14 protein-coding genes are annotated in these 15,054 nt (G+C 64.7%); 9 read left to right on the top strand and 5 right to left on the bottom strand.

The window, feature by feature from the left end:
• Positions 1-16: 16 nt before the first annotated feature.
• Positions 17-664 (bottom strand): RNA pyrophosphohydrolase, encoded by a 648-nt coding sequence (locus DIE11_RS14030; RefSeq protein WP_059608184.1) that lies wholly within the window; start codon positions 662-664, stop codon positions 17-19.
• Between the two features lie 228 nt (positions 665-892).
• On the opposite strand from DIE11_RS14030, the gene DIE11_RS14040 reads away from it, so the two are divergent.
• Positions 893-2,629, top strand: a complete 1,737-nt coding sequence (locus DIE11_RS14040) for a proline--tRNA ligase (protein WP_124624734.1) — start codon at positions 893-895, stop codon at positions 2,627-2,629.
• A gap of 21 nt (positions 2,630-2,650) precedes the next feature.
• Positions 2,651-3,253, top strand: coding sequence for a MarC family protein (locus DIE11_RS14045; RefSeq protein WP_012363042.1), 603 nt, complete (start codon positions 2,651-2,653; stop codon positions 3,251-3,253).
• Between the two features lie 86 nt (positions 3,254-3,339).
• Here the strand turns inward: DIE11_RS14045 and DIE11_RS14050 are convergent, their stop codons facing one another.
• Together DIE11_RS14050 and ffh are read right to left on the bottom strand one after the other, a co-directional pair.
• Entirely contained in the window at positions 3,340-3,891 is a 552-nt protein-coding gene (locus DIE11_RS14050) for a hypoxanthine-guanine phosphoribosyltransferase (protein ID WP_124624737.1), read from the bottom strand.
• A gap of 94 nt (positions 3,892-3,985) precedes the next feature.
• Positions 3,986-5,353: a signal recognition particle protein gene (ffh, locus tag DIE11_RS14055; protein ID WP_059608187.1), complete on the bottom strand. Its 1,368-nt coding sequence runs from the start codon at positions 5,351-5,353 to the stop codon at positions 3,986-3,988.
• Between the two features lie 89 nt (positions 5,354-5,442).
• On the opposite strand from ffh, the gene DIE11_RS14060 reads away from it, so the two are divergent.
• The 7 genes from DIE11_RS14060 (at position 5,443) to DIE11_RS14095 (ending at position 13,400) form a co-directional block, all read left to right on the top strand.
• Positions 5,443-6,336 (top strand): inner membrane protein YpjD, encoded by an 894-nt coding sequence (locus tag DIE11_RS14060; protein ID WP_059608188.1) that lies wholly within the window; start codon positions 5,443-5,445, stop codon positions 6,334-6,336.
• A gap of 13 nt (positions 6,337-6,349) precedes the next feature.
• Positions 6,350-6,667, top strand: coding sequence for a PP0621 family protein (locus tag DIE11_RS14065; RefSeq protein WP_124624740.1), 318 nt, complete (start codon positions 6,350-6,352; stop codon positions 6,665-6,667).
• Entirely contained in the window at positions 6,664-7,254 is a 591-nt protein-coding gene (gene ampD, locus DIE11_RS14070; protein ID WP_059608190.1) for a 1,6-anhydro-N-acetylmuramyl-L-alanine amidase AmpD, read from the top strand. The genes DIE11_RS14065 and ampD overlap by 4 nt, the downstream gene beginning before the upstream one ends.
• 452 nt (positions 7,255-7,706) lie before the next feature.
• Positions 7,707-10,700: a ribonucleoside-diphosphate reductase subunit alpha gene (locus DIE11_RS14075; RefSeq protein WP_124624742.1), complete on the top strand. Its 2,994-nt coding sequence runs from the start codon at positions 7,707-7,709 to the stop codon at positions 10,698-10,700.
• A 364-nt stretch (positions 10,701-11,064) separates the two neighbouring features.
• Complete coding sequence (locus DIE11_RS14085; protein WP_059535212.1) at positions 11,065-12,276, top strand: ribonucleotide-diphosphate reductase subunit beta; 1,212 nt, start codon at positions 11,065-11,067, stop codon at positions 12,274-12,276.
• Positions 12,277-12,358: 82 nt separating this feature from the next.
• Positions 12,359-12,685, top strand: a complete 327-nt coding sequence (locus DIE11_RS14090) for a hypothetical protein (RefSeq protein ID WP_081334211.1) — start codon at positions 12,359-12,361, stop codon at positions 12,683-12,685.
• 28 nt (positions 12,686-12,713) lie between these two features.
• The gene (locus DIE11_RS14095; RefSeq protein ID WP_059608192.1) at positions 12,714-13,400 is read left to right on the top strand and encodes a histone H1-like DNA-binding protein; all 687 of its coding nucleotides are present in this window, start codon (positions 12,714-12,716) and stop codon (positions 13,398-13,400) included.
• Positions 13,401-13,615: 215 nt separating this feature from the next.
• Here the strand turns inward: DIE11_RS14095 and DIE11_RS14105 are convergent, their stop codons facing one another.
• Together DIE11_RS14105 and DIE11_RS14110 are read right to left on the bottom strand one after the other, a co-directional pair.
• Entirely contained in the window at positions 13,616-14,089 is a 474-nt protein-coding gene (locus DIE11_RS14105; RefSeq protein WP_059608193.1) for a glycine zipper 2TM domain-containing protein, read from the bottom strand.
• Between the two features lie 19 nt (positions 14,090-14,108).
• A complete protein-coding gene (locus DIE11_RS14110; protein ID WP_124624748.1) occupies positions 14,109-15,047 on the bottom strand; it encodes a carbohydrate kinase family protein in 939 nt (312 codons plus the stop codon).
• Positions 15,048-15,054 lie beyond the last annotated feature (7 nt).

The following is a 15,054-nucleotide window of genomic DNA, read 5'->3' on the forward strand; positions in this document are numbered from 1 at the left end:
CATGCAGTCCGACTCGTCATTTGCCGACGATCTCGCGGGGCGGCATCTCGTCGAGCGTGCTCGCCTCCACTTCGATCTCCGAACAGACTAACGATGTGTCGACAATCGTCAGCGTCTGCTGGACCTGCGCACCGATGACGCGCGGATAGCGCGACGGACGCGGCCCACGCGGCTTTTCGGCTCGCTGCGCCGGGCGGCGCAGGAAGCGCGACAGTTCCGTCAGCGCCAACTGATAGACATCCCGCTTGAACTCGATCACCGCATCGAGCGGCACCCAGTACTCGTTCCAGCGCCACGCATCGAACTCCGGGTGATCGGTCGCGCGCAAGCAAATGTCGCAATCGCGTCCGACCATCCGCAGCAGGAACCAGATCTGCTTCTGGCCGCGGTAATGGCCGCGTACTTCGCGTTTGATGAACTTGTCAGGCACCTCGTAACGCAACCAGTCGCGGGTGCGGCCGATTATCTTGACGTGTTCCGGGTGCAGGCCGGTCTCTTCGTGCAGTTCCCGGTACATCGCCTGCATGGGGGTCTCGCCGTACTTGATCCCACCTTGAGGAAACTGCCAGGAATGCTCGCGGAGCCGCTTGCCCCAAAACACCTCGTTGCGCGCGTTCAAGAGGATGATGCCGACGTTCGGGCGAAAGCCTTCACGATCCAGCATACAACCACCTTCGAATCCTTTAAAATTGCTTTGATTATAAACAGATAACGGGCGCTGCGCACCGTGACGGAGCGAATCCGCGCGGGGTGCACCGGCTGAATTGTCCCTGATTAGTCTGCTACGTCATCTGCGCCATCGTCGTCCCTCGTTGTTCGCCGCGCGCAGCTTTTTCACCTTGAAACTTTTTCGGGCGCCCCGCCTTGGGGCGCCGTATTTGGAACCGTCCGCATGAAAGCTTCCCGTTTCTTTATCGGCACCCTCAAAGAAGCACCGGCCGACGCAGAGATCGTCAGCCACAAGCTGATGGTGCGCGCCGGCATGATCCGTCGCGTCGCCGGCGGCATCTACAACTACCTGCCGGTCGGCCTGCGTTCGATTCGCAAGGTCGAGGCGATCGTGCGCGAGGAAATGAACCGGGCAGGCGCCATCGAGCTGCTGATGCCGGCCGTGCAACCGGCCGAGCTGTGGCAGGAATCGGGGCGCTGGGAACAGTACGGCCCCGAGCTGCTGCGCTTCAAGGACCGCAAGGACAACGACTTCGTGATCGGGCCGACGCACGAGGAAGTCATCACCGACATCGCGCGCAACCAGATCAAGAGCTACCGGCAGATGCCGGTGAACTTCTACCAGATCCAGACGAAGTTCCGCGATGAGATTCGTCCGCGCTTCGGCGTGATGCGCGGCCGCGAATTCATCATGAAGGACGCGTATTCGTTCGACAAGGACGCGGCCGGTCTGAACGAGTCGTATCGCAAGATGTATGACGCATACGTGCGCATCTTCACGCGCCTCGGCCTCGAGTTCCGCGCGGTCGCTGCCGACAGCGGCTCGATCGGCGGCAACTTCTCCCACGAGTTCCACGTGATCGCCGACACCGGCGAGGACGCGATCGCCTACTGCCCGACGTCCGACTTCGCGGCGAACATCGAGGCGGCCGAAGCGTTGCCGCTGATTGCCGAGCGCGCGGCGCCGGCCGAAGCGATGGAGAAGGTCGCGACGCCGGGCAAGGCGAAGTGCGAAGCCGTCGCCGAACTGCTGGCGATCCCGCTCGAGCGCACGATCAAATCGATCGTGCTCGCGACCGACAACGAAGGCGCCGAGCCGACCATCTGGCTCGTGATGCTGCGTGGCGATCACGACCTGAACGAGATCAAGGTGTCGAAGCTGCCGGGGCTGAAGAACCACCGCTTCGCGACCGAGCAGGAAATCGTCGAGTGGTTCGGCACGCCGCCGGGCTATCTCGGCCCGGTCGGCACGAAGAAGCCCGTGAAGGTGATCGCGGACCGCACGGTCGCGAACATGAGCGACTTCGTCGTCGGCGCAAACGAGGTGGACTATCACATCGCTGGCGTGAACTGGGGCCGCGACCTGCCCGAGCCGGACGTCGCCGACGTGCGCAACGTGCAGAAGGGCGATCCGTCGCCGGACGGCAAGGGCGTGATCGACATCTGCCGCGGCATTGAAGTCGGCCACGTGTTCCAGCTCGGCACCAAGTACTCGGAAGCGATGGGCGCGACGTTCCTCGACGAATCGGGCAAGCCGCAGCCGATGCTGATGGGCTGCTACGGCGTCGGCGTCACGCGTATTCTCGGCGCGGCGATCGAACAGAACTTCGACGACCGCGGCATCATCTGGCCCGAGTCGATCGCCCCCTTCGAGGTCGTGCTGTGCCCGATGGGCTACGATCGCAGCGACATGGTTCGCGAGGCGGCCGACAAGCTGTACGCGGAACTGACCGCCGCCGGCATCGACGTGATCCTCGACGATCGCGGCGAGCGCCCGGGTGTGATGTTCGCCGACTGGGAACTGATCGGCGTGCCGCATCGCCTGGTGATCGGCGAGCGCGGCTTGAAGGAAGGCAAGATCGAGTACCAGGGCCGCCGCGACGCCGAAGCGACGCTGCTGCCGGCCGACGCCGCCGCGGCGACGGTGACGGAGAAGATCCGCGCCGCGCTCGCGCGCTAAGCGCTACAACAGGGGAACACGGTGGAATACACCTTCCTGTCGGCCACCGTGCTCCTCGTGCTGATCACGGATCCGCTCGGCAACATCCCGCTGTTCATCACGGCGATGCGGGACGTGCCGCGCGAGCGGCGCGTGAAGCTGATCCTGCGTGAAGTGGGGATCGCGTTCGTGATCCTGCTGTTCTTCATGGTGGTCGGCGACCGCTTCCTGCGGATGATGAGCTTGACCGACCTGTCGCTGCGGCTCGGCGGCGGGATCGTGCTGTTCCTGATCGCGCTGCGGATGATCTTCCCGCATCCGGACGGCGCGCTCGGCAGCGATCCGCGCGCCGGGGGCGAGCCGTTCATCGTGCCGCTCGCGATTCCGGCGCTTGCCGGGCCGTCCGCGCTCGCGACGGTGATGCTGCTGACGTCGCAGGCGCCGGGCAAGATGTTCGAGTGGGTTGGCGCGCTGACGGTCACGATGATCGTCTGCGCGATCACGCTGGTGCTGGCCGAACGGATCCAGCAGTGGCTCGGCGAGCGGACCGTCGCGGCGTTCGAGCGGCTGATGGGTTTGGTGCTCGTCGCGATCTCGGTCGAGATGCTGCTGGCCGGCATCCGGGCGTTCGTGCACCAGTTGTAGCGCGGGCGGCGCGGCGCGTGCCGACGAAAAAAAAGCGGCGCCCCGGGAAACCGGGGCGCCGCTTTTCTTTGTGGCGGGCAGGGCGGTCAGACGTTCGCGGTCAGTGCGCGGATCGTCGGCAGATTGCGCCAGTAGCCCTTTGCGTCCATCCCGCAGCCGAACACGTAGCGGTCCGGCACCGAGAAGCCGCAGAAGTCGGGATGCAGCGGTTTCGCCTTCGAGAGCGTCTTCTCGCACAGCACGGCGGACATGAAGCGTTTTGCACCCATGTCGAGGATGCGGTCGCGGATCGCGGCCATCGTCTCGCCTTCGTCGAGGATGTCGTCGAGCACGAGCACGATCCGGTCCTTCACCGATTCGCGCGGCGCGACGCGCCAGTGCATCTCCGGGCTGCCCTGCGTGGTGTTGCGGTAGCGGGTCAGGTGGATGTAGTCGAACTCCAGCGGGAAATCGAGATGCGGCAGCAGCATCCCGGTAAACACCGCGGCGCCACCCATCACCGAGAGCACGAGGGGAAACGCGTCGCCGATGTCGGCGCGGATCGCGTCGGCCATCCGGGCGATCGATGCGTTGACGGCATCGGCCGAGACGATCTCTTCGGAGTGGTCGAAAATGTGGAGGGCTTCTTCGCGGTTCATGTGTTCTGGCGGGCAGTCGGTATACAAATAAGGATGAAGCAGAACGGCCGGCGCGCGCTACGGCAAAAACCCGCGCGCCGACCGGCGGGCGGAATCAGCGCATGCCGGGCATCATGCCCTTCAGGCCGCGCATCATCTTCTGCATGTTGCCGCCCTTCAGCTTCTTCATCATCGTACGCATCTGGTCGTACTGATTCAGCATCCGGTTGACTTCCTGCACCGGCACGCCCGCGCCGGCTGCAATGCGGCGCTTGCGCGTCGCCTTGATGATTTCGGGTTTTGCGCGCTCGGCCGGCGTCATCGAGCTGATGATCCCTTCCATCCGGCGGATCGACTTCTCGGCCTGGCCCATGTCGGCGCCGGCCGCCGCCTGCTGGAATTGCGCGGGCAGCTTGTCCATCAGCGAGGACAGCCCGCCCATGTTCTTCATCTGCGAGATCTGCGCGCGGAAATCGTTCAGGTCGAAGTCGCCGCCTTTCTTGACCTTGTCGGCGAGCTTCTGCGCGGCCTGCACGTCGACGCCGCGCTGCGCCTCCTCGACGAGCGCGAGGATGTCGCCCATGCCGAGGATCCGGTTCGCCATCCGGTCCGGGTAGAACACCTCGAGGCCGTCGAGCTTCTCGGCGACGCCGACGAACTTGATCGGCTTGCCCGTGATGTGGCGCACCGACAGCGCGGCACCGCCGCGCGAATCGCCGTCGAGCTTGGTCAGCACGACGCCGGTGAGCGGCAGCGTGTCGTTGAACGCCTTCGCGGTGTTGACCGCGTCCTGGCCGAGCATCGCGTCGACGACGAACAGCGTTTCGGCCGGCTTCAGCGTGCCGTGCAGCGCGGCGATTTCCTGCATCATCGCCTCGTCGATACCGAGGCGGCCGGCCGTGTCGACGATCAGCACGTCATGGTAGTGGCGCTTCGCCCAGTCGACGGCCGCGAGTGCGATGTCGACGGGCTTCTGGTCCGGGGTCGACGGGAAGAAGTCGGCGCCGACCTGTTCGCTCACCGTTTTCAGCTGCATGATGGCGGCCGGGCGATACACGTCGCACGACACCGTCAGCACTTTCTTCTTGTACTTCTCGCGCAGCAGCTTCGCGAGCTTGCCGGCGGTCGTCGTCTTGCCGGCGCCCTGCAGGCCGGCCATCAGGATCACTGCGGGTGGCGTGACCGCGAGGTTCAGCTCGGCGGCCTTGCCTTCGTAGTCGCCGCCGATCACGGCGGTCAGTTCCTTCTGGACCACGCCGACGAGCGCCTGACCCGGCGACAGGCTGCTGATCACTTCCTCGCCGAGCGCCTTTTCCTTGACCTTGGCAATGAATTCGCGGACGACGGGCAGCGCGACGTCGGCTTCCAGCAGCGCGAGACGCACCTCGCGGAGCATCTCCTGGGTGTTCGCCTCGGTGAGCCGGGCCTCGCCGCGCAGCGTCTTGACGACGCGCGCCATCCGTTGAGTGAGATTGTCGAGCATGGGGAGCGATGGACAGTGGGGCCCGAAGGCGCAACGGAACCGAACAAAGGGAGCCGTCGCGGGAAGGGGGCCTAGTGTAAACTTCGAACATGGATATTGTACTGTATGCCCTCACCGCATTCCTGTACGGCGGCCTCGCCGTCGCAGGCTGGCGCACCCACCGCCAGGGCGCGACCTCGCTCGTCGCGAGCGTGCCGGCCGTGCCGGTTCCGGCGTCCGCCGCGTCGGGGATGAGCGGGGCCGGCCGCGCGCTGCTGTTCGCGGCGCTCGTCGCGCACGGCGTGCTGCTGCACATGACCATTTTTCCGAACGACGCGATGATCTTCGGCTTCGCGTTCGCGTTGTCCGCGATGTTCTGGCTCGGCGCCGGCATCTACTGGATCGAGAGCTTCTTCTTCCCGCTCGACAGCCTGCGCTTGCTGGTGCTGCCGCTCGCGTGCGGCGCGTCGCTGCTGCCGCTCGTGTTTGGCGGCGTGCGGGTGCTGCCTTATGCCGCAGCGCCGCTGTTCAAGATGCACTTCCTGATCGCGAACATCGCGTACGGCCTTTTCGCGATCGCCGCGCTGCACGCGGTCCTGATGCTGATGGTCGAGCGGCGCCTGCAGTCGCTGAGGAGCGGCGGGCGCGACGGCTCGACCGGCTGGATCGCGAGCTGGCTCGAGACACTGCCGCCGCTGCTCACGCTCGAGAAACTGCTGTTCCGCCTGATCGGCGCAGGCTTCGTGCTGCTCACGCTGACGCTCGCGTCGGGGATCCTGTTCAGCGAGCAGATCGATGCGCGCGCGCTGCGGCTCGATCACAAGACCGTGTTCGCGGTGCTGTCGTGGCTGATGTTCGGCGGCCTGCTGGTCGCCCACAAGACGTCGGGCTGGCGTGGGCGCGGCGCCGCGCGCTGGGTGCTCGTGTCGTTTGCCGCGCTGCTGCTCGCGTATGTCGGCAGCCGGTTCGTTTTCGAGGTGCTGCTGCACCGCTCCGTGGTTTGAACGCAGGTCTCCGATGCGACAGATTCTTCTCCTGATTCTTCTCTTCTTCGCGGGTTCGTGGCTTACGCGCAAGCTGCGCCAGGCCCAGGAGCACGCACAGGCGCGCACCGGCCGCGGCGGCGGCTTTGATGGCGCACCCGGTTCCGGCGGCGCCGGGACGGCACGCCCGAACGGCGATGCGCGCTCGCTGCCCGAACCGATGGTGCGCTGCGCCGAATGCGGCGTGCATACGCCGAAGGGCGACGCCGTCGCCGCGGGTGGCGAATATTTCTGCAGCACCGAGCACGCGCAGCGCCACGGCGCGCACGCGAGCGGCCACGACGCCCGATGAGCGACGCAGCGCTGCTGTCGGTCGACGCGCACGGCTGGGTGCGCGAAGCGCGCCACGCGCCGTCGCCGAATTTCGAGGCGCGGCCCGCAGGCGCGGTGCCGACGCTCGTCGTCGTCCACAACATCAGCCTGCCGCCCGGCGAGTTCGGCGGCGACGCGATCGAGGCGCTGTTCCTGAATCGCCTCGATTGCGATGCGCACCCCTATTACCAGAGCCATCTGCGCGGCGTGCGCGTGTCCGCGCACTTCCTGATTCGTCGCGACGGTGAGCTCGTGCAGTTCGTGTCGTGCGACGAGCGCGCCTGGCATGCGGGCGCGTCCGAGTTCTTCGGCCGGCCGCGCTGCAACGACTTCTCGATCGGCATCGAGCTCGAAGGCGCGGACGACGTGCCGTTCGACGCGGCGCAGTACGCGACGCTCGGCGTGCTCGCGCGCACGCTCGCCGCGCGCTACCCGATCGATGCAGTGGCCGGGCATTCCGACGTCGCGCCGGGCCGCAAGACCGACCCGGGTCCGCACTTCGATTGGCAACGCTTCGCGGGCGATGCCGGCTTTTCCGCCGAATACTTTCCTTTCCGTCAGCACTGAGCGCAGGTTTTTTTGACCGGGGAAAGTTTTTTCTCCGACCAATGCCTTGTCGTGTCTGCGCGCGAGCGATGTCAAGACCTCCATCGCAAATTATCCGTTTTGACCTCGTCCGAATGTCCACTATACTTGGTGCCAGTTGAGCGGTTCTGTACTAGATATAGTGTGTGTCGCAGGGGAAACCCGAGCGGCACCGGCCGGCGGGCAACGCCGGCGGACAGGGTTCTCAGGGCGGCGCGCCAGGCCGGGCGGTCCGGGCGTCGCGATCAAGCGCAGCGAACTTCGACGGGGCAGGGTACACATGACGAAGCACACGACCGGAACGGTTGTCGCGCATCGACCGAACCGGCTTCCCCGACGCATCGCTCGCCTCTTACCGCTCGCGCACTCCATTGCGCAGCGTTCGTTTTAATCCGCGGTTCTCTCCGCACCATCCAACACCAGGAGCTTTGCACATGCAAACCACCGACAACGCGACGTCCCAGTACGAGAGCGCCTCGAGCCGTCCGCTCGGCGGGACCGAACAGGGCGCGCAGGCGCTCGCGCCGCAGGCCACGTTCGCCGACTACAAGGTGATCCGCCGCAACGGCAGCGTGGTGTCGTTCGAGCCTTCGAAGATCGCGATTGCGGTGACCAAGGCTTTCCTGGCCGTCAACGGCGGGCAGGGCGCGGCATCGGCGCGCGTACGCGAACTCGTCGAGCAACTGACGCACAACGTCGTGCGCGCGCTCGTGCGCAGCCGTCCGAACGGCGGTACGTTCCATATCGAAGACATCCAGGATCAGGTCGAACTCGCGCTGATGCGCGGCGGCGAGCACAACGTCGCGCGTGCGTACGTGCTGTATCGCGAAAAGCGTCACCTGGAGCGTCAGCATGCGGGCGAGGAAGCAGCAGCCGCGGGCGGCGAGTCGAGCACCGGCATCAACGTCGTCGACAACGGCGTCACGCGTCCGCTCGACCTGAACGCGCTGCGTGCGCTGATCGTGTCGTCGTGCGACGGCCTCGGCGCTGCGGTTAACCCTGACCCGATCGTCGCGGAAACGGTGAAGAACCTCTACGACGGCGTGCCGATGAGCCAGGTCTACGACTCGGCGATCCTTGCTGCGCGCACGATGATCGAAAAGGATCCGGCATACAGCCAGGTCACGGCCCGCATCCTGCTGCACACGATCCGTCGCGAGATCCTCGGCGAGGAAGTGCTCCAGGCCGAGATGTCGACCCGCTACGCCGAGTACTTCCCGCAGTTCCTGAAGCGCGGCGTCGACGCCGGCCTGCTCGACGACAAGCTGCTGCAGTTCGACCTGAAGCGCCTCGGCGAGGCGCTCGACGCGAACCGCGATCTGCAATTCGGCTACCTCGGCCTGCAGACGCTGTACGACCGCTATTTCCTGCACGTCGACGGCTCCCGCATCGAAATGCCGCAGGCATTCTTCATGCGCGTCGCGATGGGCCTGTCGCTGAACGAGATCGACCGCGAAACGCGCGCGATCGAGTTCTACAACGTGCTGTCGAGCTTCGACTTCATGAGCTCGACGCCGACGCTGTTCAACTCGGGCACGCACCGCTCGCAGCTGTCGTCGTGCTACCTGACGACGGTCGCGGACGACCTCGACGGCATCTATGAAGCGCTGAAGGAAAACGCGCTGCTGTCGAAGTTCGCCGGCGGTCTCGGCAACGACTGGACGCGCGTGCGCGCACTCGGCTCGCATATCAAGGGTACGAACGGCAAGTCGCAAGGCGTGGTCCCGTTCCTGAAGGTCGTGAACGACACGGCCGTCGCGGTCAACCAGGGCGGCAAGCGCAAGGGCGCGGTCTGCGCGTACCTCGAATCCTGGCACCTCGACATCGAGGAGTTCCTCGAGCTGCGCAAGAACACGGGCGACGATCGCCGCCGTACGCATGACATGAACACGGCGAACTGGATTCCCGACCTGTTCATGAAGCGCGTGATGGAAGGCGCCGACTGGACGTTGTTCTCGCCGTCGACCTGCCCGGACCTGCACGACAAGTTCGGCGCCGATTTCGAGAAGGCTTACACGGCTTACGAAGAGAAGGTCGCGCGCGGCGAGATCAAGCTGTTCAAGAAGATCCCGGCGGCGCAGCTCTGGCGCAAGATGCTCGGCATGCTGTTCGAGACGGGCCACCCGTGGATCACGTTCAAGGATCCGTGCAACGTGCGCTCGCCGCAGCAGCACGTCGGCGTCGTCCACTCGTCGAACCTGTGCACGGAAATCACGCTGAACACGAGCGACACCGAAATCGCGGTGTGCAACCTCGGCTCGGTGAACCTGGTCGCTCACCTGGTGAAGCAGGCAGACGGCAGCTACGCGCTCGACCACGACAAGCTGAAGCGCACGATCAGCGTCGCGATGCGTATGCTCGACAACGTGATCGACATCAACTACTACGCGGTGCCGAAGGCGCGTAACTCGAACCTGAAGCACCGCCCGGTCGGCATGGGCATCATGGGCTTCCAGGACTGCCTGCACCTGCTGCGCACGCCGTACGCGTCGGAAGCGGCGGTCGAGTTCGCCGACCGTTCGATGGAAGCCGTCTGCTACTACGCGTACCACGCGTCAACCGAACTGGCCGAGGAACGCGGCCGCTACTCGAGCTACCGCGGCTCGCTGTGGGATCGCGGCATCCTCCCGCAGGACACGCTGAAGCTGCTGGCCGAAGCGCGCGGCGGCTACGTCGAGGTCGACACGTCCGAGTCGCTCGACTGGACGACGCTGCGTTCGCGGATCGCCGCCCACGGCATGCGCAACTCGAACTGCGTCGCGATCGCGCCGACGGCGACGATCTCGAACATCATCGGCGTGTCGGCCTGTATCGAGCCGACCTTCCAGAACCTGTACGTGAAGTCGAACCTGTCGGGCGAATTCACGGTGGTAAACGAGTACCTCGTTCGCGACCTGAAGGAACGCGGCCTGTGGGACGAAGTGATGGTCGCCGACCTGAAGTACTTCGACGGCATGCTGTCGCGCATCGACCGCATCCCGGCCGACCTGCGCGCGATCTACGCGACCGCGTTCGAAGTCGACCCGACGTGGCTGGTCGAGGCGGCGTCGCGTCGCCAGAAGTGGATCGACCAGGCGCAGTCGCTGAACATCTACATGGGCGGCGCGTCGGGCAAGAAGCTCGACGAGGTCTACAAGCTCGCATGGCTGCGCGGCCTGAAGACGACCTACTACCTCCGCACGATGGCGGCGACGCACGTCGAGAAGTCGACGGTCGCACACGGCGCGCTGAACGCAGTGCCGACGAGCGGCGGCTCGAGCAGCGGCGGCGCGCAAGGCGCGGCAGGCGGCTTCGGTGCGGCGGGCGGCGATGCATCGTCGGGCGCGGTCAATGCGGCACCGGCGCTGGCGCCTGTCGAAGCAGATGGTCCGGTGTGCACGATGCGTCCGGGCGATCCGGGCTTCGACGAGTGCGAAGCCTGCCAGTAACACTGGCGCGCATGACCTGAAGAAGGTTCGGGCGGCGCGCACGGCAACCGATCGAGGTTGAAGTGTGCGCCGCTCTCAACTAAAAAAATGATAAGGAATCTGTAACGCGACACTTGCGTTGCAGGCAGTGACAAGCGATCGAAACATCCCCGACGACGTCGCGTTTCGATCAGCGTTCGATGCGTCGAGCGCACCTCGCGATACATGCGTGACACGCGTCGCGCTCTGCATGAACGACGATGCGTTGCTCAAAGTGTTGTATCGAGGTCGCAACGCGAATCGAAAAAAGGATTTTTCGTGAGCGAACCCTTTTATCGCTCAGGAAAAGATGGTACAAACCGTTCTAAATTGATGGTGAGAATTTATGCTCAACTGGGATGACGAGAAGACTGCCGTAACCCCCGCGAGCGGAGCGCAGCAGAACGCGATGCGCACCTCCGCAGGGATGGCTGTCGGACTGCAGGCTGCAACGCCTGCCGCCCATCAGGTCCGCGACATTTTCGAAGGCGATCTTGCGGTGCCGCCGCAAGCATCGGCTGTTCCCGCTGGCGGTTCGGAAGCGCGGGTCAATGTCGCCGACAAGCGCATCATCAACGGCCAGACTGACGTCAATCAGCTGGTGCCGTTCAAGTACAAGTGGGCGTGGGAAAAGTATCTGGCGGGTTGCGCGAACCACTGGATGCCGCAGGAAATCAACATGTCCCGCGACATCGCTCTGTGGAAGGACCCGAACGGTCTGACCGAGGACGAGCGCCGCATCGTCAAGCGCAACCTCGGTTTCTTCGTGACGGCCGATTCGCTCGCCGCAAACAACATCGTGCTCGGCACGTACCGCCACATCACGGCGCCCGAATGCCGGCAGTTTCTGCTGCGCCAGGCGTTCGAGGAAGCGATCCACACGCACGCGTATCAATACATTGTCGAATCGCTCGGTCTCGACGAAGGCGAGATCTTCAACGCGTACCACGAGGTCACGTCGATCCGCGCGAAGGACGAATTCCTGATCCCGTTCATCCACACGCTGACGGACCCGGCCTTCAAGACCGGCACGCTCGAAGCGGATCAGAAGCTGCTGAAGTCGCTGATCGTGTTCGCCTGCATCATGGAAGGCCTGTTCTTCTATGTCGGCTTCACGCAGATCCTCGCACTCGGCCGCCAGAACAAGATGACGGGTGCTGCAGAGCAATATCAGTACATCCTGCGTGACGAGTCGATGCACTGCAATTTCGGCATCGACCTGATCAACCAGATCAAGCTCGAGAACCCGCATCTCTGGACCGCGGAATTCCGCGCCGAGATCCGCGAGCTGTTCAAGCAGGCTGTCGAACTCGAATACCGCTACGCCGAGGACACGATGCCGCGCGGCGTGCTGGGTCTGAACGCGTCGATGTTCAAGAGCTATCTGCGCTTCATCAGCAACCGTCGTTGCCAGCAGATCGGCCTCGATCCGCTGTTCCCGAACGAGGAAAACCCGTTCCCGTGGATGAGCGAGATGATCGACCTGAAGAAGGAACGCAACTTCTTCGAGACGCGTGTGATCGAGTATCAGACGGGCGGTGCGCTGTCCTGGGAATAACCCGCAGCAGCGAACCCGTCACATGATGGAGCAGCCGGCGGCCTCTCGGCCCCGGCCCAAGGTTTAGGAGCAAGAACGCCTGATGCAAAGCATGCCCGGTGCCTTAACGGCCCAACGACATGATCGGCACTTTGCGAACCCTTCAGTGGGATGGGCAAACTTCCCTCCGGAAAAAGCGGGCAGCCGTGTGGCGGTCCGCTTGATCAAGCGATTAGGGGTAGCGGCGCGAGGTGCGCCGGCTACCGACTTGATTTGGCGCGCGAGGCCATGGGGTCACGCGCGCCATACCGTATTCATTAGCGTAAGCGCGTGGTATCCGCGTACGCCGATGAATAGCCCGCTTCGAAGCGCACGTCCTGAACAGCGTCCGCGGGAAGCGGGTTTTGACGAAGGGTGTAGTTTGAACTGACTCTCATCTGAACCTGAAGGAGAACAACATGGCTACTGCCAAGAAGAAACCGGCTGCTAAGAAGGTCGCTGCCAAGAAGACCGTTGCGAAGAAGGCTGCTGCTCCGGCGAAGAAGGCCGCTGCAGTGAAGAAGGTTGCTGCGAAGAAGGTCGCGGTGAAGAAGGTTGCCGCGAAGAAGGCAGCACCGGCGAAGAAGGCCGCTGCGAAGAAGGTCGCGGCAAAGAAGGTCGCAACGAAGAAGGTTGCAGCCAAGAAGGTCGCTGCGAAGAAAGTCGCGGTGAAGAAGGTTGCCGCGAAGAAGGCAGCACCGGCGAAGAAGGCCGCAGCGAAGAAGGTTGCAGCGAAGAAGGTCGCAGTGAAGAAGGTTGCTGCGAAGAAGGCAGCACCGGCTAAGAAGGCTGCTGCGAAGAAGGCCGCGCCGGCGAAGAAGGCTGCCGCCAAGAAGGCTGCGCCTGCTAAGAAGGCTGCTGCGAAGAAGGCTGCCCCTGCGAAGAAGGCTGCGCCTGCCAAGAAGGCTGCCGCCGCACCGAAGGCTGCTGCCGCACCGAAGGCCGCTGCCCCGGCGAAGAAGGCTGCTGCTCCGAAGAAGGCCGTCGTGAAGAAGGCTGCACCGGCAACCACCGCGTCGACCGCATCGGTCGCGCCGGCATCGGGCGTGAAGACCGCGCTCAACCCGGCAGCGGCATGGCCGTTCCCGACCGGCAGCCGTCCGTAATCGCGGCTGACCAGCACCACCCGGACACTCACGTGGTGTCCGCGGGTTGAGTAGCGCTACTCAATCGGTCCCGCCATCTGGCTCAGGTGGCGGGATTTTTTTCGTCCGTATTCATCGATGTGTCGACCGGTTGCCGGGCACGGACGAAAAAAAACGCATGTGCAGCGTCGCACATGCGTTCGACCGCGGCTTGCGCCGCGTGCTGAGGATGCTCGTTAGTGCGTGACGCGCGTGACGCCGCCGCTCGACAGCAGTCGCACACGCTCGCCGGCGCGGAACATTTCGCCGCTCGCCGCCTGCGTGATCGAGCGCAGGTCACCGTTGTCGAGGCGCACGGTGATTTCGACACCGTTCGCCGTGCTGAGGTTTTCGCCGACCGCGTTGCCCGCGACCGCGCCGACGAGACCGCCCGCGATGGCCGTCAGGATCGACCCCTTGCCGCCGCCGATCGCGCTGCCCGCGACCGCGCCGAGCGCACCGCCACCGAGTGTGCCGATCGCGCTGCCGCCGCCGTCGGACTGGATGCGCACGGCACGGACGCTTTCGACCGTGCCCATGCGAACGGTTTGTTCGCGCTGCGCCTGGCCGACGCTATAGACATCTGCGGAGCCCGGCGCCGTGAAGCAGCCCGCGAGCGTGAGCGTGGCCGTCAGCATGGCGGTGAGCGTGAGGGTTTTCTTGGTCAACATTTTTACTCTCCCACAATATTCATTTGAGACTGTACCCGAAGGCAGCCTCGAAACGCGCGTCGATTTCGGCGCGCGTCAGTGCGTAAGTTTGAGGCCCCTGGTGGGCGATCTTGATCGAGCCCATCAGGCTCGCGAGGCGGCCCGTCGTTGCCCAGTCGAGGCCATTCTCAATGCCGTACAGCAGGCCGCCCCGGAAGGCGTCGCCGCAGCCGGTCGGATCGACGACACGCTCGGCTTGCACAACCGGAATCTGTTCTTCGCCGTTTTTGTGAAGAATGGTGGCGCCGTGCTCGCCGCGCGTGATGATCAACGCCTGAACCCGGCTGGCGATTTCCTGTTCGGACCAGCCCGTCTTGTCGCTGACGAGCTTGCCTTCGTAGTCGTTGACCGCGACGAAGGTCGCGAGTTCAATGATGCGGCGCAGCGTCGCACCATCGAACAGCGGCAGGCCTTGGCCCGGATCGAAGATGAACGGGACGCCGGCCTTCGCGAATTGCTCGGCGTGCTGGACCATCCCGTCGAAGCCGTCCGGCGCGACGATGCCGAGCTTCACGCCCGACACTTCGTCCGCGCGGTTCAGGTGCGACTGCATCATCGCGCCCGGGTGGAATGCGGTGATCTGGTTGTTCTCGAGATCGGTCGTGATCATCGCCTGCGCGGTATGTGTTTCGGGCACCACGCGCACGCTGGCCTTGGACAGGCCGAGGCTGTCGAGACGCTCGAGATAGCGATCGGCGTCGTTCGCGCCGACCGTCGCCATGATGCGCGCGTCGCCGCCGAGCATGTGCAGCGCGTAAGCGATGTTCCCCGCGCAACCGCCGAATTCGCGACGCATCGTCGGCACGAGGAAGCTCACGTTCAGAAGGTGAACCTGGTCGGGCAGGATGTGCTCGCGAAACCGGCCTTCGAAGGTCATGATGTTGTCGTAGGCGAGCGAGCCGCAAATCAGCGTAGTCAAGGCGTGC

The sequence above is a fragment of the Burkholderia sp. Bp9012 genome (assembly GCF_003853825.1).
Classification (GTDB): domain Bacteria; phylum Pseudomonadota; class Gammaproteobacteria; order Burkholderiales; family Burkholderiaceae; genus Burkholderia; species Burkholderia diffusa.